General features: G+C 33.5%; 11 protein-coding genes. All 11 read right to left on the reverse strand.

The window, feature by feature from the left end; translation table 11 throughout:
- Positions 1–354: 354 nt before the first annotated feature.
- Positions 355–1,758 carry a RagB/SusD family nutrient uptake outer membrane protein gene (locus Q4Q34_RS03800; protein ID WP_303318441.1) on the reverse strand — a complete coding sequence of 468 codons (1,404 nt, stop codon included), beginning with the start codon at positions 1,756–1,758 and terminating at the stop codon, positions 355–357.
- 87 nt (positions 1,759–1,845) lie between these two features.
- A complete protein-coding gene (locus Q4Q34_RS03805) occupies positions 1,846–5,130 on the reverse strand; it encodes a SusC/RagA family TonB-linked outer membrane protein (RefSeq protein ID WP_303318442.1) in 3,285 nt (1,094 codons plus the stop codon).
- Positions 5,131–5,629: 499 nt separating this feature from the next.
- Positions 5,630–7,234, reverse strand: coding sequence for a T9SS type A sorting domain-containing protein (locus tag Q4Q34_RS03810; protein ID WP_303318443.1), 1,605 nt, complete (start codon positions 7,232–7,234; stop codon positions 5,630–5,632).
- Positions 7,235–7,971: 737 nt separating this feature from the next.
- Positions 7,972–9,477 carry a M16 family metallopeptidase gene (locus Q4Q34_RS03815; protein ID WP_303318444.1) on the reverse strand — a complete coding sequence of 502 codons (1,506 nt, stop codon included), beginning with the start codon at positions 9,475–9,477 and terminating at the stop codon, positions 7,972–7,974.
- A gap of 1,978 nt (positions 9,478–11,455) precedes the next feature.
- Positions 11,456–12,613, reverse strand: coding sequence for a FecR family protein (locus Q4Q34_RS03820; protein WP_303318445.1), 1,158 nt, complete (start codon positions 12,611–12,613; stop codon positions 11,456–11,458).
- Between the two features lie 66 nt (positions 12,614–12,679).
- Positions 12,680–13,207 carry an RNA polymerase sigma-70 factor gene (locus Q4Q34_RS03825; RefSeq protein ID WP_303318446.1) on the reverse strand — a complete coding sequence of 176 codons (528 nt, stop codon included), beginning with the start codon at positions 13,205–13,207 and terminating at the stop codon, positions 12,680–12,682.
- A 582-nt stretch (positions 13,208–13,789) separates the two neighbouring features.
- Complete coding sequence (locus tag Q4Q34_RS03830) at positions 13,790–14,638, reverse strand: endonuclease/exonuclease/phosphatase family protein (protein WP_303318447.1); 849 nt, start codon at positions 14,636–14,638, stop codon at positions 13,790–13,792.
- 480 nt (positions 14,639–15,118) lie between these two features.
- On the reverse strand, positions 15,119–17,200 hold the full coding sequence (locus tag Q4Q34_RS03835) for a glycoside hydrolase family 97 protein (RefSeq protein ID WP_303318448.1): 2,082 nt from the start codon (positions 17,198–17,200) through the stop codon (positions 15,119–15,121).
- 10 nt (positions 17,201–17,210) lie between these two features.
- A complete protein-coding gene (locus tag Q4Q34_RS03840) occupies positions 17,211–18,878 on the reverse strand; it encodes a sulfatase family protein (RefSeq protein WP_303318449.1) in 1,668 nt (555 codons plus the stop codon).
- Positions 18,875–19,777, reverse strand: coding sequence for an alpha/beta hydrolase (locus Q4Q34_RS03845; RefSeq protein ID WP_303318450.1), 903 nt, complete (start codon positions 19,775–19,777; stop codon positions 18,875–18,877). Before Q4Q34_RS03845 ends, Q4Q34_RS03840 begins: the two co-directional genes overlap by 4 nt.
- A gap of 417 nt (positions 19,778–20,194) precedes the next feature.
- Positions 20,195–22,825: a glycoside hydrolase family 2 TIM barrel-domain containing protein gene (locus Q4Q34_RS03850; protein WP_303318451.1), complete on the reverse strand. Its 2,631-nt coding sequence runs from the start codon at positions 22,823–22,825 to the stop codon at positions 20,195–20,197.
- Between the last annotated feature and the right edge of the window lie 98 nt (positions 22,826–22,923).

The raw sequence follows: 22,923 nt of genomic DNA on the forward strand, positions 1-22,923 counted from the left end.
TGTTTTTTTTTCTCGCGAACCTTGTCTCTCTCTGTGGATGGAAGCAGAGATCTGTTCATTTTTAATTGATGATTTTTCAATTATTTTTTGATACTATTTTTACTAATCGGCATTGGTCCTTTTAGCAGTTGACTTTTATTTGTTGTCAAATAACTCCAACTATTAACAGAAATGCATCAAGACGCTGTTTTACTCAAAAATGGTTCTCGATACTTTGACTAAAAAGCCTCAACTCGAACTGACATTTGTTTTTATTTTGACAAGTTGCCACACTTCAATTGCTCTCAGTTCATGATCCATTCTTTCTTTCGCAATGAGGTTTCATTTATGAGGTCCCTGCTTCGCAGGGGTTTTTTAATTATACCCATCATTCTGAGGCAATAAATTTGGATTTCGCAAAAACTCCAACTCTGGGATGGGTAATAATATATTAGTATCTCGCCAGTTAGATTTTATAGGTGCTAATACATCTATGGCATTTCCTGTTCTTTTTAAATCGAACCAACGCTGCCCTTGTTCTGTAAATAGTTCTACTTGCCTTTCTTGAAGAATGGCATCCAGTAACGTATTCGCTGTGTTCGCTGTGGTATTGGGTAAGCCCGCTCTGTTTCTAATTATATTTAAATCTGCCTGGGCTCCAGTTATATTTTCTTGTTGTGCTCTGGCTTCGGCTCTAATCAAATATTGTTCTGCCAAGCGAAACACTATTGGATATTCTTTAGATTCCAATGTTTCTCCATTAGAAGAAAACGTGTTTCTATTCTGTTTATATTTAAAGGCATAACGAAAAGTACCCACTCCATTTGTAAAACTACCTACCCAATTAACTTCACGCTGATCATTAGGCTCAAAAGCATCTTTCATCGAATCGCTAAAAGCAACACTTACTGGTCTTCCATCTAAAATAAAATTCCCAGCATCTCGTGTGTTTTGTCCTTCAATATGTGGTTTAATTTGCCATATGGTTCCTGAGGCATCTTTTAGAAATACCTTGTTTAAATCAAGTTCCAAGATATATTCATTAATGGCATTATTGGCAAAAGCTTCAGCAAACTCCCATTGCTGGCTATATAAATAGACTCTTGCTAAAAGCGCGTCTACAACCCCTCTATATATACGTATACGCTCCCCAGATATGTCTTCTCCTAATAAACCAGACGCATCCATTAAATCATTTATAATATGATTATATACTTCATCTACAGGCATACGTAATACGGTTGTATTAATAATATAATCTGTAGTACTTATATAAGGAATAGGACCAAAAAGCTCTACCAATATGGTATGGAGATACGCCCTTATAAATAAGGCTTCTCCTTGTAATTGATTTTTATCTTCAAGTTCTATAGCTTTAGAGTTCTCTATTCCTTCTATAATGTCATTGGCAGCATAAATTAAATTATACGTACTATTCCACATAGTAGATATTATTGCATTCGATTCTGATACCGTATGCTCATAGAATGGGTTAGGGTTACCAATATTATCCAATTCATCGGCATATAACCCCATGACCGAACTCAATACAGCTACCGAGCCTCCTCCTCGCATTTTGGAATAAATATTATTCAAAGCTGCTTCGGCAGTAGCCGTTTCTTCAAAAACGGTTGCAGAGGTTAATTGGTTTATGGGAAGATCAACCTCCACAAAGTCCTCACAACTTGCTACCAATACTATCAATAGAAGTAAACGCGGTAGTTTCCATATTCTGAAAATTATTATATACTTCCTTCTAAAGTGATTTATTTTTTTCATTTTTTTATTTTAATTGATTCTCTCTACACCAGCTAGTCCCTTGTCTAGAAATATTTGCTGGATCTTTTCTTAACGCATAATCCGATATTAAAAGCTTAAATTTAATCCTAAAGAGAATTGACGAAGCGGTGGGAGCGCCCCTACTCCTAGACCTTCTGGATCTCCTGTTCGCAATGGCGTGATAATAAACAGATTCTGTCCTTGTAGGTAGACACTTAAATCCATACCCTTTGTGAATGTTTTAGGAACTGTATAATTCAAGGATATATTACGCAAACGGATAAAAGAACCATCAACTATAGCTGCATTACTAAAACCATATAACTCTTGAGCTCTTTCGGCATCGGTATTACTCACAAAATAACCCTGAGTGGCACTTTGGTCTCCTACACCTTGCCAGTGTTCTAGTAGCGTTAGTGGTAAATTGTCCATAGTAGAACCAGGAACACCAATAAGCGCCTCATACTTCTTAATTTCCTGTTTCCTAAACTGAAAGAAAACATCTAAACTTAAACCTTTATAAGTAAAGGTATTGCCGAAGCCTCCAAAATACTTAGGTGTTAAGTCTGCACGTAATTGAGTATCATTTATATCTATTACGGCATCATTGTTATAGTCCTCAAATTGATAGATCCCTGTCTCTGGATCTACGCCTTTAAAATTATAGAGTCTACTAATTCCCAATGGTTCTCCTATGATAAGGGTAGATTGCGTAGAGCTTTCAATACCCGGAAATGCTAACAGCTTGTTTCTATTGAGCGAGATATTAAAGGTGGTACGCCATTTAAAGTGTTTGGTTTTCACATTTATTGTACGCAAATCAAACTCAAAACCTTTGTTTTCAACAATAGCATCAAAGTTAGCATTGATCCCGGTAAACCCTGTGGTACCAGGTAACGGCGAATTAATAAGTTGGTTAGATGACCTATTTCGATACCATGCCGCTGTTAAAAAGATACGATCCTTTAAAAAACCAACCTCTAAGGCTGCTTCTAATTTTTTAGTGACTGCCCAAGCAAAATCAGGATTGAACAACCTTGTGGGTTCTATACCTCCAAATGGTCCAGACACTTGGTAGGTATTAATAAAAGCATAATTTGGAGAATTATCACTACCCGTAACACCATAACTGGCACGGACTTTCCCTAAACTTAACACCGTATTGTCTTCTAAAAAGCGTTCTTCTGAAAACAACCATGCGGATCCTACAGCTCCAAAATTACCAAACTGTTTACCGGGGCCAAATCTAGAAGAACCATCACGCCGTCCCGTAATGTTTAGTATATATTTGTCTTTTATATTTACATTAATTCTGCCAAAAAACGACTGATATTTATAATCGCTAGCATCATTGAAAGGAATTTCTACGAGACCCGCCGAGTTTATGTCAAGAAGCAATTTATTGCTAATAAAATCTTCTCCATGAACAACCAGTTGCGTCTCTTTGTTTTGTTGAAAAGTAGCCCCAACCAGTACTTTTAAACTGGTATCCCCCCATTCGTTTTGCCAATTGATCTGTGGCTCTATGATCCAAGATTGTCGACTACCAGCATTGGTATCCAGTTCAGAAAATTCACTAGAATATGGGTCTTCATCATTTTCAGGTGGTGAAAACTGCGTATGCGGTTGTGCCCAATAGGAATCTAATCTGTTATCTGTATACCCCATGTTTGTCTTAAACTCCAATTCTGGAATAGGACGATATGATAATACCGTATTGGCAATAAGATTCCGTGTTACAGCCCTATAAGTTGTTCTCGAAAACGCCAGCGGGTTGCGTATAAAATCTCCAAAATCACCCCAATAATTTAGGTTACCTTCATCATCATAAAGTGCCGGCGCATTTGGCGCTAAGCGTCTAGCCTGCCTTGTTAAGTCATGACCAGGTAAATTATTGATATCTGACCCATAGGTTCCTGAAAAATTCATACTAAAACGGTCGTCCTTTGATCGGTGGTTGGCATTAACACGCAGGGAGATTTTTTCATATTTTGAGTCTCCAGGAAACACTGTGGTCTCACTAACATATCCACCACTTAATAATATTTGAGTTTGTGCAGTACCTCCTGAAAAGGCGAGTTGAACATTCTGTCTATAAGCTGTATTACCTAAAAGTACTTCCTGCCAATCGGTATAACGATCTTGATCCCAGAGATATACGTCTGGCATGTTTAAACTATTTGGATGTGGATTTTCTGGAGTAACTGAATACCCCGAATTTTCAATAGCCTCACGACGCATGGCTAAATACTGTTGGGTATCCATTAAATCTACAAAACTAGCCACTTCACTAAAGGTGGTACTAACATTAACCTTAATTTGTGTTTTTCCTGATTTGCTTCTTTTGGTGGTGATAAGTACCACGCCATTGGCACCACGAGACCCATAGATAGCTGTGGCGTCAGCATCCTTAAGCACTTCAATGCTTTTAATATCTGTCGGATTGATAGCATTTAATGGGCTTACAAACCCTCCACCAATAATGCTCCCTTCTGTTACCAAAGAAGACTCTAAAGAACCAGACGCATAAGGCACTCCATCTATAATATATAAAGGATCATTAGCAGTACCAAAAGCGCCTCCCTCGTCTATAAAATTTTGCCCACGGATTTGGATGCGAAATCCGCTTCCAGGTACTGAAGTGTTTTGCGTAATATTCACACCAGGGATATGACCTTGCATAGCAGCCAAGGGGTTATTAACAGGTTGTTTTTCTATATCTTTAGCTTCAATTTTACTAATACTTCCCGTAGCCACTCTTTGAGAGGTTTTATAATATCCAGCTTCAATAGTCACCTCATCCAACTGGCTGACACTTTCTTTAAGCGTTATATTAATAGTAGTTTGATTGCCTACGGTGACTTCTTTAGATTCAAAGCCCAATGATGAAAATACTAGTACATTGGCAGGGTCTGGTACAGTTAAAGTATACCTGCCATCAAAATCTGTGACTACACCTTTCTTAGTACCTTTTATTAATACAGTTGCACCTGTTACAGGCACACCAGCCTGATCTGTAACAACACCAGAAACTTTGCGTTGAAGCTCTTTGGCATTTCTTGTCTTTTCTTTTATAATAATGGTATTATTTTTTGCAACAATAATATTCACATCACCTCCAATAAGACTCTGTTCCAATAATTTATTTAACTTAATATTTCCTTTTTTAAGCACTACTTTAGGAAAATTTTTAAACAAATCCTGATGATATACAAACATATAATCTGTTTGTTTTTTAACTACTTTAAAGACTTCATCAACCGATAAAACCTTATCAGCATCTATAACAATCCTGTCATTTTGAGATCCTACATGTTTTGGCGTTAAACCTAACAAAGTTGTACAAAACAAAAATATAAAAGTGCGTATCATGATTATAAGCTCCTTTCTTATATAGAAAAGTACATTTATTAATTCAATTTTTATAAATTTATGGATCATTAGTTAGTTAAACTTTTTAATTAATTAATTTAGAATTTGGAGGTCTGCAGTTTCTTACTTCTCACGGTGTAAACTGCTTTCCTCCTTTTGTTTTTTTTATTGATGTCTGTTTTATGTTTTAGTTAGGTATACTTTTACTTTTAAATCGACCCAGAATGTGCTCTTCTATTTTCGTAATACTTTATTTAAAGGTTTAAATATATTTTTTCATTCATTCTTAGTTCTCTCTTTCATAGTTTTTGTTCATTTTCATAAGAATAGTTACTGGTTCTTAAAAATCTTCTAATGAATGAATTCATTAGAAGATTTAATGCCATACTAACTTTTTGATCTTATTTATTCCTTTACATCCGTTAACCCCTTATGTTAAAAACATTTCCTTATATGTCACCATACATACCCTCATAAAAAGATTATTAAAAAAAGCTCGCTATTTTTTAATAATCTTTTTAGTTTCCTTACCTAAATTGGTATGTATTCTCACAAAATATAAGCCTTTAGACAAATGACTTACATCGATTGCACCTGTTTTAGATTGTAATACTTGCTGCCCCAAATTATTATATAGATTTATTGATTTTATATCTGATTGGCTTTTAATATTCAGGATATTTTGTACTGGATTAGGATATACTTTTACAGAGCTATTACTATTAACGTCTTCAACAGTTAATGAAGCCGATAGAGCTACTGATAAATTATCAAATATAAATTGTATAGCACCCATTGTTGATACTGTAAAACCTGTAACACCTGTCCAATTAAAATACACTTTTTCACCTGGAGTAAAACCACCTGTTAGAGTTACTACAACTGGATCATTATTGCCATTACCACCCACGGGAGTAAAGGTTACATCTATATTAGAGCCATTACCGTCATAAAATACTATGGAATAAATATTAACTGCATTATCAAAAGCAAAGTCAACCGAATTTGTTGTTCCACTTGTTACTGCAGCATTAACGGAAAAACCACTTGGTAACCCAAGACCAGTAACATCTACTAGATTAACACCTGTATCTGCAACGGTTAGGGCAATATCATCAACAGTTTCTACGATATCATCACCATTATCTACCGCATTGGTATCAAAATCAAATACTGTTTGATCGATAGCATGCGCTGATATATTGTCAAATATAAATTGTATAGCACCACCACCTACTGTTGATACTGTAAAGCCTGTTACGTTTACCCAATTTAAATCTACAGATTCACCTGGAGTAAAACCACCTGTTAAGGTTACTACAACTGGATCATTATCACCACCTATAGGGGCAAAGGTTACATCTAAATTAGAGCCATTACCATCATAAAACACTATGGAATTAAGTATTACATCTCTGTCAAAAGTAAAATTAACCGAATTTGTTGTTCCGCTTGTTACTGCAGCATTAAAAGAAAAACCACTTGGTAATCCAAAACCAGTAACATCTACTAGATTGATATCTGTATTTGCAGCGGTCAAAGTAACGCCATCAATAGTCTCCGTGATATCATCACCATTATCTATAGCATTGGTGTCAAAATCAAATATAGTAGGCGCGTCAACTGACAGATTATCAAATATAAATTGTATAGCACCACCACCCACTGTTGATACCGTAAAACCTGTTACATTTATCCAATTTAAATCTACAGATTCATCTGGAGTAAAACCACCTGTTAGAGTTACTACAACTGGATCATTATTACCGCCTACAGGAGTAAAGGCTACATCTAAATTAGAGCCATTACCGTCATAGAACACTATGGAATTAACGGCTACAGCTTGATCAAAGGTAAAGGTTACGGAATTGGTTGTTCCACTTGTTACTGCAGCATTAACAGAAAAACCACTTGGTAATCCAAAACCAGTAACATCTACTAGACTGATACCCGTATCTGCAACGGTCAAGATAACGTCATCAACGGTTTCAGTAATATCATCACCGTTATCTATAGCATTGGTGTCAAAATTAAATATAGTTTGCGCTCCAGCTACATTGATAGCTAATATTAAGATTGTAAAAAAGATTGTAATTTTTTTCATAATTTAGGATTATTTAATTATTAATTAAAAAAATTCAAGTGTTCTCGTTCTCAAATATTCAAGAGCATCTGAACTTTTGTTTTAGTGTCGAAAATTTTAAATTTTTCTGAATGGAGAGGCATAGTATTTTTAATTAGAGAGATCACCATTTTTTCGAAAGGAGTATAGCTTTTTTGGAATTAACCATTTAAAACGTTGTTAGTATACATATTTAATACAATCAAAATATAAAACGGGTGGGTGTAATGTGAAAAAAGTTCCTTAATTATTTAATAACTAAAACCCTTATTTAATTATGGATAAGTTATTTTTTATGGTTTTTAACGGTATTAGATAAATATAAACAAATGCTTCACTATCTTGATTATCTATGTAATTTTCTATACTTGATTGAAAACCTAGGAAAGTAAATTAATAGATAGTTTATTAATTATTTTTCTATAATAACATTACCTCCTATAGCTATAATTACTAAAAAAGGGACAGAATAATTCTAAACTTTTAACTAACTATAAGAACTTAATAAAAGTGATTCTTATTCTCTTTTAAATTATATATTTATTTTTAAACATTCTTTACAAATACTAATTACTCTATCTACCTATTGATTGTGAGATTTACTAAAAAAAGTATACCTTGGTTCAAACCAGATTCTTCACTACAAGATTCATTGTATCTATTAGTCCAATCTATCTGCGCCAGCTAGCTCCTTCACTAAAATGATATTGGATCATTTGTTAACGACTGACTGCAGACTGAGAGGTTCGATCCTGACTAAAAACAATTTCATAAAATTTAGAGTCTTTTATTAATGCCTTTGTAAATGCCTCTATATCTTCAATAGTGATTGCATTTACTAAGTCTTCAAAATTTTTGGGATCGTTTATATTATAGCCTTCACGAAAGTAATTTATAAGTACACGCATACCATAGCTATTATAATCCTGGTCTTGTTTTATCTCTTCTAAATAATTTAATTTTGTTTTATCTAGATATGTTTGCGAAATAACTCCATTTACTATATTTTTTATCTCCTGATGTGTCTTAGTTACAAGCTGCTGCTCCTTACCTAGATTGCAATCAAAAGCTATTTTCAAAGACACTTGCTCAATAGGTCGCTTTTGTATACTAGCTTTTACACTCCCACTATAAACACCTCCTATCTCTTGCTGTAAAATTTCTGTTAATCGTAATTCTAAAATATCATTCAAGACTCTTGCTATTAAGGCATTTTTCAAGCTATACTTCATCATATTCTTATAACCTATTCTGACCTCACTTTTTGGGGTTTCCATAATTAAAGAAATGTCCTTATCAACTGTATCTTGTAACCAAGTCACAGAATTGTCTTGCCATATTTCTTTAGTATCATTTGTTGGTATACTAGCTATATATTTTTCCAATAAAGGTCTTAATACCCTCTTTTGAAGATCTCCTACCATAAAGAATTCAAAATCGGCAGCATTATTGAAACGTTCCTTGTACAGAATCTTTATCTTATCAAAAGACACTTCTTTGATAAAATCATGATTAAATAAACTCCTTTTTGGGTGGACCTTTCCATATAGAGTTACTGTAACACTATCTTTTATCCTTTCATTAATGTTATGACTCCTTTTGACGATATAATTATTCATATTCTTTATTAAGGCTTGATAGGCTTCTTTGTCAAATCGGGGCTTTACAAAACGTAAATGAATCATTTGCAATAGAGTTTCTACACCCTTTGTTCTTGAAGATCCGCTGATGCTTTCAGTCAGATTAGAAAGATGGATCTCTGTTTTTGCTGTATTACCAGCTAATATTTTTGATAAATCGATAGCCGAATGATTACCTAACCCTGATAAAGACACCATTTTAGCCAGCAATTGTGCAGAAGGTAAATCTTTATCTTTTACTAAGGATAAACCTCCATAGCTTATGGTCTTGAATAACACAACGTTCTTATTTTTATCTGTAAACTTATAATGTACTTTTATACCATTACTTAAGGTAAAGGTTGTTGATCCTATGGATTGTAGCATACCTTCGGATACGATATGACCTTCTTTAACAGTAATACCAGACATAAGCGTTTTTCCCACATCTATGTAAGGTGTTAAGGGGTAATCACCTTTTTTAATGGTCTGATCTATCTTGAGGGAATCATTAAAATTTAAGGTTTGGGCATGACTATTTACCGACAACAACAATAGGACATTAGTAATTAATAAAAATGATATTGTGGATAGTATATTTTGCATTTTTCTGATTGTTTTTTTGTGAAAAGATTTAAGACTGCTTTGCTATTAGAATCAAGAATAAAGATTTGGTTGTAACAAATTGACTAACATAAACACTCATAAACATTACTTTCTTTTAAATTTTAGAATCTTAACTAGTGTTAAAAGCACGGCTTTTTACTTTAACGTAACTCGATATAATTTTAGTTTTATTTAAATGAAAATCAGTTAATTATATTCAAATGTCAGATTGAGTACTTCAACTATAGTTTATACTGAGTACTTCGACTGCGCTCAAGGTGACAAGCTTTATTTTATTGAACTTTTGTCTATTTTTTTATAAATTTTATGTCGAACTCACGTTACTTTAACATCAGTTTAACAGAATTAATTACTTAAAATCAAATAGTTACACCTTTCAAAGAAGGATTATGTCATTTTGAACGCTATCGAAAACAAAACATATTTTGTTTGAAGGTATCAAGCGAAGCTTATTGAGGAGCCTGCCAGAAGGCAGGGAACTCCATCCTTATGAGATTTCTCGTCACTCGTTCCTCGCTCTGTCGAAATGACATTTACTATTAAAGTTATAGTTAGGTCTCAGATAAATCATGAATGTTTACATCGGCGATGAAAAGAGGGGATTTAAAAAGTTAATATATTATCATTTTGAGTACTTCTATATAGCTAGTCTTAAAAGCAGTTGAAAGGCAATAAAAACCTGTAAGTTTAATGGGTTTCGACTTTAGTTTATACTGAGTACTTCGACTGCGCTCAGTATAAACTATAGCCGAAGTACTCAACCTGACACGAAGAACGTAATTTATTGGTTTTTAACATAGAAACTCACGTTAACATTAAACATTAGCCCCTGTCTTCCGCAGACAAGTTTGCTTCACTCTGGATGATATTTTCATTCTGACACCTTTCGATTAAAAAATATGGACAATCGAACTATGATATCGATTGCCCGTACTTTACATGAAAATGTTGTCTTTGGAGTGACTAATTCAAAAAACAACCGATATGATATTTAGGGCTATTATATTTTAATTTTTTTCCTCCGATAACTTTTTGATTCCGTTTTATTTAATCGTTCTACTTACCACATATAAAAGGGAACAGGTGGTTTTTAACTTTTAACTACTCTAACCTAATTAATTTTAAAACCAGTCTGTTTCCCTTTTTAACATTGCTTCTTATTTAAATCTATAATTGTCGAGTTGCCTTGGACCTTTCGACTTCACTCAACACAAGCTAAAATCGAAGGGTAATAAAAACTTACAAGTTTAAATAGGTTTCGACTTTAGTTTATACCGAGCGCAGCCGAAGTACTCAACCTGACATAAAGAACACTATCTATTAATTTTTAATAAAAAATTTCATCATTAAATCAAACTCATGTTAAATAAACTACAGAACTACTCCTTAAGCATTCTTCACTACATTTCAACATAGTATTCATGTATACACTTATTTTTTTCTTAAAATAGCTCCTTTCAAAATGTTTTTAAACCATGAATATGAATTGCTTTATTTAATAAAAGGGAACAGATGGTTTTTAATCTTTAACTACTCTAACCTAATTAATCTTAAAACCAGTCTGTTTCCCTTTGTAACATTGCTTCTTCTTTAAGTTTCATTAAAACGTAACTAACTTTATGCCAACACGCCAGCTGGCTCGTTCATTAAAATTGCCAAGAAGACCATTTCTTTACATTCATAGTAAAAATATTAATATTTTAGTTACCTATATGAGATGTCTCCTATTGTCGACATGACAGTGAAACTAATTTTACATCTTAAGTAATCTTATAATTCGAAGGGGAGATAAATTACAAATAAAATTACTACACTTATTCTTTCTATTCTATGTATCAATCAGTAATTATTTACACTTATAAGCATGTAAATTTTTAATTAAACAGAATAAATAGTCGTCACATTATAAAGAAAACAAACAAAATAACCAGTCTATTACTCCTTACCCACTAAATTACTATTTAATGGTTAGTGTTTTATCATTTATTTCATAGCTATTAATAAAATTAGTGCTTTTAATAGCTATTAATATGTCTTCAATGCTATTACTTTTATTGAATGTTCCAATAAAACGCTCTTCTTTTTTCACTTTATTTTCAATAACTACATCCATATCATACCAACGGGACAAAACTTTAAAAATCTCCTTTAAAGGTTTATTTTCAAAGCTAAAAATACCATCCCTCCATGCTGTTTCGTTATAAACATCGGCAACTGTAGTGATACGTATCGTATTCGTTTCCAGATTAAGAGTTGATTGTTGGTTTGGTACTAGCACCTGATTTTCAACTGCTGTACTTACCGCTACCTTACCTTCCACCAATAGCGTATTAATACTAGTGTCGTCTTTATAGGCTTTTATATTGAATTCGGTTCCTAATACCTCTACTTCCTGAGATCTGTTAAACACTTTAAATTTTGAGCCTTTATGTTGGGTACTTGGAGACACATCAAAATAGGCTTCGCCGTAGACTAATTCCACTTGACGCGTTTCCCCTTCAGTAAATGCTACAGGGTATTTTAATTGAGATTCAGAATTCAACCATACTTTTGTGCCATCAGATAATAAAATATAGAATTGTCCGCCTCTTGGTATTGTTAAGATATTATAGTTATTCGCCTTTTGTTTCTGGTTGCCTGTTTTGTATACTAACTCCTCGCCGTTACTAGCAACATGGTTTGATTCGTAAGTTTGACCTTTTTCAAGAATAATATCCGATCCGTCTTCAAGCGTTAAAGTGGCTTTACCTGTTCCTATTTCAATATTATTATTAACAATAACAGGTTCGCTAAAGTCTTGATCTTGATTTGTTTTATTAAAAACCAAGCCTAAGGTAATTAACACAGCCACAGTAGCCGCAGCGCCATAATACCAGAACTTGAATGATTTTCTAGATTGCTGCTGTATTTTTCTTTCCAGAACTTTCCAATCTTTTTCTGTATCAATTTCTTTTAAAAGATCCGAATGCTTACCTGATTTTATTTCTGATAACATCTGTACTTTAGTTTTGGCATCAAAAATCTCAGACGTCTCTAAATCATTAGACTTTTCATTCTTTATTAACGAGGCTGCTATTTTTTCTGAAAGTGATTTTATTTTATTGGAATTACCCATTGCAATGTTTTAGGCTATATGATTAATACAAAAAAAAGAAAAAGTGGGTGGTATAATGTAATAAAATTATTTTTTTGTTAAAAAACTAAGAAAATCTCTTAATTTACGATAGGCTACCTTTTTATGATCTTTGACCGTATTGATAGATATGGACAACTCATCCGCAATCTGATTATTTGTATAATCTTCGATACTTAATCTTATAACTTGTGCTGCTTTTTCGGGCAGTTTATTGATCGCTTTTTCTATAACAGCAGTGGTTTCTATAACCACAGCATCAGAGATATAGTACTCTTCAGTCTCATAAACCTCCAAATTTGCAAGCTCGTAACGCTCAGTAACTTTATACTGTTTACTTTTCAAATAATTGAGACATTTATTTTTCACGGCTTTATAAAAGAACCCTGTAGCATGGTTTTCATTTTGAAACGTGATTTTATCTTCCCATACTTTAAGAAACACTTCCTGAACGGTATCTTTTGAGAGATCCAGATCATTAAGATATTTGTATGCAAACACACATAATTGTGGATATAAATCCTCAAAAAGTTTCTTATAAGCTTTTAATGTAAGTTCGTTACTGCCTCCCCTCATGGCTATGTTAGAGATAATAATTCGATAAAACTAAGTAATTTTCTATTAATCCTACAAAAATGCACGTGATTATTTATTAATTCCATAAAAAGTAAGGCGTTTTTATTTCCAAGAAACAGTATGCTTTAATGAAAAAGAACCTGTGATTAATCAATAAAACTAATCTTATTTTTGTGTAAACTAATTTATAACCAATTAATTACAAAAATAAAAAGAAGATGTTCTTTATATTTATATAATTTCATTTATAGTCATTTATATTAATTCATAATAAATATAATGAATTTCTCACAAACAAATAGTATTTCTTTTTATTTTAACGTGAACCAAATATAACAATAAGTATATTTATCTAAAAATTAATCATTTATATTTTCATGTCAGATTGTGCCTTTCAACTTTAGTTTATGCTGATTAATTCAACTGATTTCAGTATAAACTAAAATCGAAGCACTCAAAGTGCCTCATACCAACATGAGTAATTTTATACTTATAAGTAAACTTTTGTTAAATTGAAATTTCAACGGAAACACAGAGGCAAGTCCCGGAGAATTCTTTTCGATTACATTAATAGAAAATCAACTAAAATTTAAGAAAGACAAAAACAGGCAAGTGATCTGACGGATATTTACAGTCTTTAGAATCACTCAGCACAGCATATTTACTAACTTTAATAGTTTTTTTACTGACAAAAATATAGTCGATTCTAAGAGTTACTGGTTTATCAAAATGAAAACCATTAAATGTTCCTAATGGACCAAAGGGGAGTTTTTCTGAAACTTCTTTAGAGTCATTAAAATGTTTTTTTATGAATTGAATGTTTTCAGTTTCTGGTTTTAAATTAAAATCTCCCATTAAAATAGTCGGGTAATTTTTAGAATTTAATTCTTGTATTTTTTGAAGAATCAATTTTGGACTTTCTTTTTTTGCCTGCTTTCCAACATGGTCGAAATGTGTGTTAAACACCCAAAAATACTTATTTGTTTTTTTGCTCTTAAAAAGCGCATATGTACATACCCTATTACAAACGGCATCCCAACCCATAGATACTTTGTCTGGTGTTTCGGATAACCAAAATGTGCTACTTTTAATAACTTCCAACAACACTTTTTTATAAAATATAGCTGAATATTCCCCTGAGTTTTTTCCATCGTCTCGCCCCACGCCTACATAGCTATAATTTACAAGTGTACTATCCAAATAAGCCATTTGATTTGGCAAAGCTTCCTGCACTCCAAAAACATCTGGTTCGTAGAAATTTATTTGTCCGATTATCAAGGCCTTACGCTGATCCCAACTATGTTTTCCTTCTTTTGGATAATCTAATTTGATATTGTACGTCATAACTTTGGTCGTCTCTTGTCCAAACAAGACTCCTAAACCAAAAAACAGGACTAGTAAACAGCTTAATTGCTTCATAATTAATTTCATTCTTTTGAGATTTCTCGTCACTCGTTCCTCGTTCTGTCGAAATGACAAACATTTAAAATTTAGTGCTAGTCGTTTTATACTTATGTGTAAACTTGCTTTTAAATCGAACTCATTTTGTTTTAAAAATAGTGTAACTAACGTGAGTTCGATTTAACTTAAATTATTTAACTTCATTGTAAAGTTTTGATTGTCAGGTTTATAAAATATTTTGTATTTAAAAACACCCGCCTTAATCCTCCCTCGAGGGAGGAATCTCACTCGGTAAAATTGTCCCCTTGAGGGGATTTTAGGGGTGTTTTTAATTTAACTAATTGAAAATCAAAAACTATTAATTGAACTCACGTTAACTAATAAAGAGGAACCCCATTCTTTCTGAGATTTCTCGTCACTCGTCCCTCGTTCTGTCGAAATGACAAAAAACCTAATAACCAATCATTTAACATCTATTCGTTTGAAAAGTTTACATCGAACTGAGATTAGTTATAATTTCGGCATCAAAGATATAGCACATCCACCACCTTCGGCCAAATGAAGTTCTAAAATAGTATGACTATTCACTTCTTTTTCTTCCATATCATAAACCTCAGGATTATTCATATAATGCGAATCTGATCTATCTTTATATAGTCTAGCTACATAGGTTTTACCTGCTTCTAAAAAATCCAGCTTTACCTGTATGGTTCTTTTATTTTCGTTTGTAATCGAACCCAAAAACCAATTATCTGTACCTTTTTCTTGGCGAGCTATCGTTATAAACTCACCTATTTCGGCATCTAAAACTTTAGAGGAATTCCAATCTACACCAACATCCTTAATAAATTGCATCGCCCGATGTTCTTGATAGTGCTTTATTAAATCCGGAACCATTTGCACCGGACTATACAATACAACATAAAGCGCCAGTTGATGTGCCAAAGTTGTATTTATTTGATTGTTTTGTTTATAAGGCTTTAATGAGGTATTAAAAATACCGGGAGTGTAATCTATAGGCCCTCCCAACATTCTTGTGAATGGCACAATGGTTAAATGTTCCGGCGGATTGCCGCCATCTTTAGACCATGCATTGTACTCTTGTCCTCTCACCCCTTCACGTGCTATAGCTACTGGATATGTGCGTCGTTTCCCAGTTGCTTTAATAGGTTCATGTGCATTGATAGCCACTTGTGTTTCCAATCCCTTTTCCAATACTTTTTGATAATGGTTTACCATATATTGTCCATGATGATATTCGCCTTCTGGAATAACACTGCTAACATAGCCTGTTTTTACGGAGTGAATGCCTAAGGATTTCATTAAGGCAAATGCGGTGTCCAATTGTTTTTCATAGAGCAAAATATCGGCTGACGTTTCATGGTGCATCATTAATTCTACGCCTTTTGATTTTCCATAACGCACTACTGCTTCTAAATCGTAATCCGGATAAGGTGTCACAAAATCAAAGTGTACTTTTTTGTTCTTTTTATCCCACCATTTTTCCCAACCAATATTCCAGCCTTCTACCAACATGCCACCAATATTGTGTTCCGAAGCAAAATCAATCATATCTTTAGCATAGTCGGTATTCGCTGCATGATATGTCCCTGAATAGTCCCAGCTCCCTGTACCTATATGCATATCCCACCATATACCTACATATTTCATGGGTTTAAAATAAGGTAGGTCATCAACAACCCTTGGATCGTTTAAATTTACAATCATTTTAGATTCTATTAAATCACCAGGTTTATCTGCTATTTGAATCGTGCGCCAAGGTGTTTCAAAAGGTGTTTGCCTTTTTACTTTTATATTTTCACTGTTACCAACCAACTCACTTTTCATTTTTAAATTTAGGGTATCGACCGCTAAGGTCATCCCCGCATAATTGGTTAAATCGGCTTCATGGAAACTTATATATACCCCTAAGTTTGTTTTCATCGTAACTGGTGTATTAACAGCATTTTCCGGTACATATGTTTGTCCTAAATGGGCTTTAGGTTCATAATATTTTAAAGCATCTATTTCTGAAAACCTTGTGGTATTATATAAATATTCGTAAATATCCCAATCTCCCGGAATCCACCATACTTTATGGTCTGCGGTTAAATTGAATTCGGTATTTTCGTCTGTTATAATCACATCATTTAAATGTTCTTGTTTTGGGAATTCATACCGAAATCCCAAACCATCATCATAGACTTTAAATACAATATTTAACTTTCTTTTTAATTCGGAAGTTTCTTCAAGTTCAATTTTCAATGCGTTATAGTGATTTCTAACCTGTGCATCTTCACCCCAAATCATATCCCAGGTCTCATCAGTCGTAGCCATTTCTAAATTAATGATATTAAAATTATCGTGTAGTGGTGGAGCCTCCTTTAATTCGAAACTCATTTTTGATGTATCAATCACTTTTTCATTTTTGTAATGTACTATATAATGGGGCTCGCCTTGCTCTGAAAGAAAAAAACGGACTTGCACATTTTCATTGGGAGATTTTACATCTGTTTTTATGGTTTCTGATGTGCAGGACATTAAAAATATGATGCTGCTAAAAAAACTTATAATAATATGGTACGCTCTCATAATTAAATAATTAATGTTCATAGGCTTTCATTGGTTCCCCTCTTAACCTTTCAAACCCTTTATAGGCACGCTTAATGGCTTTTGGATTAGCACGCTGAAATTCTTTTTCAGTCACCTTATAATCTTGTTGCAAGGTTTTTAGCTTTATTTTAAGCCTTTCTTCTACATCCTTATAACTCGCATCATTTATAAGATTGTCAATTTCATTCGGGTCTTTTTTTAAATCGTATAATTCCCACTCATCTATATCATCATACACATGAATCAGCTTATACTGTTTTGTACGGACGCCACACATTTTCTTTACCATATGAAATGCAGGGAAATCGTAATAATGATAATATATGGCTTCTCGAAAGTCATCATCTTCAACCCCATTAATAACTAATGGTTTTAACGATTTCCCTTGCATATCCTTAGGGATATCAACACTAGCAAAATCCAAAAATGTCTCAGCAAAATCTAAATTTTGAGTTAATGCCGTTATTTTTGTTCCCGGTTTAATGACTCCCGGATATTTCATAAGCATAGGCATTCCCAAAGACTCCTCGTACATAAATCGTTTATCAAACCAACCCTTTTCGCCTAAATAAAAGCCTTGGTCTGTGGTGTAGACTACTATGGTATTGTCTTCCAAACCATTTGCTTTTAAATAATCCAAAATACGACCCACACCTTCATCTACCGCTGCTATAGTCGCCATATAATCTTGCAGATAACGCTGTAACTTCCACAAATCCAAATCCTTTCCGGATAAATTGGCATTATGAAAGGCATCATTTTTTGGTTGATAGGCTTTGTCCCAGGCAGATCGTTGTTCCGTTGTCATACGCTCAAAATCTGTGGTCCACGGATTGTGTGCCAATTCCGGACTCCCTTTTTTTCTGGTCATTTTTAAATCATGGCCTTCGTACATATCCCTATAAATGGTCTGGTATTGCTCTTTTGAAGCTGTTGACCCTTCATGGTTCGTAAAATAAGTCTCGGGTACCGGGAATTTAACCGTATCATATTTATTGGCATGTCGTAATGCCGGCATCCAGTTTCTATGAGGTGCTTTGTGCTGTACCATGAGCATAAAAGGTGTTTCGGAGTCTTTAATTTCATCCAGATACCTAATCGCGTCTTCGGTGACAATATCAGTCGCATAGCCCTTTACCATGGTGGTATCCACTTTTTGGGTTTGTGTATTCATAGAAATAAAATTGGGATTATAATAGTTCCCCTGATCTTGCAGAATATTCCAATAATCAAACCCTTGTGGAACCCCATGCAAATGCCACTTACCAAACATAGCTGTTTTATAGCCTGCTTTTTGCAATAGCTTTGGAAAGGTTTGTTGGTTGCCATCAAAACGGTCTCCGTTCATTCTAAAGCCATTAATATGACTATGTTTTCCGGTTAAAATGACGGCACGACTGGGACCACAAATAGAATTGGTACAGAAATTATTTTTGAAAATAGCCCCTTCATTGGCAATTCTATCAATATTTGGCGTGGGTGCTAATTGACTAATAGGGTGTCCATAGGCGCTTATGGCTTGAGTGGCATGATCATCTGCCATAATGAAAATAATATTAGGCCTTACTTTTGTACTACCAATCTGAGTCTCTTTTTTTTCTCCTTTACAGGATTGAAATACTGTAGCTATTAAAACAATATATATTAGTTTTTTCATGGGGTCTTGGTTATAATCCTTTTTGTTTGAATGGTTTCTTTATCCTGAATGGTTTGATTGAAAAAATCAAGGATCGTGTCTAATTGGTCAAAGGGAATTTGACACAGTTCGTGCTTACCGCCTACTACTTTGTAGAAATAATAAGAAACTCCTAAATTATCCAATGTATCTGCAATAACTTCGGAACCATCCAAAATCATATAGCCCAACGTATCTGGCGTGCAATAATGATGTGGTCCTTTTCCACAAGGCACTAAATTATCATCGGTTCCATGAAACAGCACTGTGGGTACTGCATTGTGTTTTGAGATATAATCTGAATTAACCAAAGCACCTGCAAGCGAAATAACACCTGCAAAGTTCACATCTTTATATGTTGAAATATCATCGACAAAAAAGCGTCTTAAATACACTGCGTTTAAAACGCTTTCGGCACCAGCACTACTACCTCCGGCTATGATTTTGGTTGGGTCTATTTTAAGTGCTGCTTTATGTTCTACAACATATTTAGCAGCATCAAGATAATCGATAGCTGCTTGTCGAAAAATATCCAATTTTAAGGTTTTCGGACAATCACAACCTGAACCTGTTTTTGAGTTTTTTAATAGCAATCTGTATGACATCGAAATACCAATATAACCTTGTTTAGTTAATTTTTTCATCATTTTAACCTCATCGAGATTATCACGTTTACCTCCTGAAAATCCGCCTCCATGCATCCATAAAATGATGGGAAGCCTGTCGTTGGTCTTTATGCTTTTTGGTGTATATACATCCATTTTCAAAGTATCTGAATCTTTAATCGCGTAGGTATAGGTCGCTTTGTTTTGAGACCAAATAAAATTGCTGATGCACAAGCATATGATAAATGATTTAAGATTTAGATGTACTAATATCATTTTTAAAATTTATTTTTTCGGACTTTTTGTTTTAGAGTGATGCTATTTAAACCTTCCTAATATTTCGATAAAATCGAAATTGTCTTTCTTTTATAAAAGAAACCTCGTCTTTATGGGATTTCTCGTCGCTCGTTCCTTGCTCTGTAGAAATGACAACTTATTTACTGAAATTTATATTGAACTGATCTTACATATGCTACTTCTTATCTATTTAACTCGATACAATTTTAGTTTTATTTAAATGAAAATCAGTTAATTATATTCAAATGTCAGGTTGAGTACTTCAACTATAGCCGAAACCTAATTAAAACAACTGAATTTTTAAAACCTTTCGACTGCGCTCAAGGTGACAAGCTTTATTTTATTGAACTTTTGTCTGTTTTTTTATAAATTTTATATCGAACTCACGTTATTTTTTCAATTTATTTTTTCGATTAAAACACCACTTATCACAGGTTTGCCTACAATTGGTTTTAAAGAAATCGTTAAACCTTTATCGTTTTCAATTCTAACTATTGCTGATTTTTCGATACCATATTTTTCCGGGTATTGCTCAGCCATATTAAATTGATTTTCTATGCATGTATCGTTTAAATAAATATCGAAAATGCGTTGTTCTTTGTCACTTTTATTAGTCTCAACAACAGCATTCAAATTATAGATATTTTCTGTAGGTTTTATTTGAGGTTCTACAAAAAATAAACTGACTTTATATTCGCCATTGGGAATATCTAATTTATAATCTGTACACCCTTCCAACATGGTTTGAAATAAGGGTTCTGCAACTGTATTTTTAATGCTGTAAGGCACTCCTTGATGCTTATCACTACTTACATTAAAAATGGAGCCATTTACATATCCATATTTTCCTTTTTCATAAGGTCGATCTGGAACGAATGTTATTTGACATTCTTTATCCGCAAAGTAAAAATGAGCACCTATATTCATTCCAAAACGAGAAAAGGCTTTAAAATCTAAGGTTTTTGTTTTTATCACGTCAGTCGTTTTTTCTTTGGATATTGGCCCTGCTACTACTTTTATAGTGTTTGCACCATTTATAAACGGCATATCGACAGTTACAACACCATTTTTAAATGACACACCCTGAAGCTTTTCCCCGTTTAAAAAAATCTCTCCTGTATTCTGATTTGAATATATTTGAACGGGATATGTGTCGTTATCAAACAGTGTTAAACCATCCAAATAAGTAGTGGCAATATGTATGAACGATTCTTTGTTGTTTAAAACTGATTTATACCAATAGTATATATCCTTGGGCTCCCGATTAAATTGTATTAAGCCTTTTTGATTAACGTGTGGTATGGCATCACCACGAAATTCCGAACCAAAATCGGCGAAATTCCAAGCTGTCATCCCTGTCATATACGGTCTTTCTGTGATTTTCTCATAATAGGATTGGTGCAATTTGGCTTGATATTCTGTGGAGAAATCAAATTTTTTGGGTGTATTTGTAAAAATTCTAACATCGGCTCCAGGTCCATACTCCGAGAGTAAAAGAGACCGGTTTGGATATCTTTTATGTTGATCATCTAAAAAAACACCTAAATCCGGGATGTCTTTATCATACCATCCAAAATATAAGTTCCAACCGAATAACATCGGTAAATCGGCGATACCGGTTTCATTATACAATTCGTTTAAATGCCCCGCCATAACTGTGATGTGATTGGGGGCTAACTTACGTGTTAATCCCTCTAATTGCTTCGCTAAATTTACAGCGGCTTTTTTCTGGTTTTCCTTTTCGACTTCGGTGGATTTATTATCGAAGGCTAATCTTAAAAAGATTTCATTCATATAACCAAACATCACTACTGATGTATGATTATAATATTGTTTCACATGCTCTTTTTGCATATTTAAACTAACGTCGAAAAAGGCTTTGGTATCTGTTACTTTATTAACTACAGGAATTTCAGACCACACTATAATGCCTAGTTTATCACACATGTCATACAACTCCCGTGACTGTGGATAATGTGCATTTCTAAGTACATTGGCTCCCATTTCTTTTATAAGTTGAATGTCCTTTTTCTGGAGTTCCAAGGGGACAGCATTGCCATAGCCTTTATAATCCTGATGTCGATTAACACCAATAAGTTTGATTGGTTCTCCATTTAAAAAGAACCCTTTATCGGCATCTACATGTGCCCATCGAAAGCCTATATCTTGTCTTTTTTCGTCTAAAATATGGTGTTCTTCATCTGATAGTTGAAGTTGTAGTTTATATAAGTATGGTGAGTTCGGAGACCATAATTTTGGGTGGTATAGTTCTGAAAATTTAATATTTATAGCTTCTGAGGCATTTGCGCTACTTTTAAATTTTAAACTCTTATTAAATACCACTTTATTTTCAGCATCAAGAATAGCTACTTTTAGATTGTTGTTTGGTGATTTATTTTCAAAATTATCGATCAGTACTTTAACTTCTATGCCTACTTTTTCTTCTGAAATAGTATAGTAATCTATATAGTACCCCTCTGAAGCAAAATCAGATAACGAGATATGTTGTTTTGGTTTCGAAATAAGCTGTACGTCACGATAAATACCGCCATAAAAGGTGAAATCTGCATCTAATGGTGGGATATTGGGATTATGACTGTTATCAACTTTGACTTCAATTAAATTATACGCATTGTAATGTATCCATTTTGAAATATTGACATTAAAAGCTGTGTACCCTCCTTTATGATTACCTACATGGTTACCATTAACATATACATCTGCTTCTTGATTGACACCTTTGAAGTACAGGTAATGGATTAAGTTTTCTTTTGATTTTGAAAAATAAAGCTGCTTTTTATACCATCCTACACCTCTATGATATCCTTTTACCTCATCAAAGGCATCATCTTTATTCCAAGTATGCGGTATGTTGATAGTTTGCCAATCATTTGAGGTTCTTTCGCCTAAAACAAACTGCCACCCAGAATTTATAGTAATGGTTTGGGATTTTATTGTATCTGGAAATACCCCCAATATTAAAAGGAATATAGCAAGTCTAAATTTGAATGTGTTGTTAGATTTCAAGATGATTTTTATTTTAAAAACCTTGTGATTTAATTGTTATTAATTAACATGAACAAAAGATGTTATGTCATTCCGAACGAAGTATGAGGAGGAATCTC

It is taken from the genome of Flavivirga abyssicola (assembly GCF_030540775.2).
GTDB classification, from domain to species: Bacteria; Bacteroidota; Bacteroidia; order Flavobacteriales; family Flavobacteriaceae; genus Flavivirga; species Flavivirga abyssicola.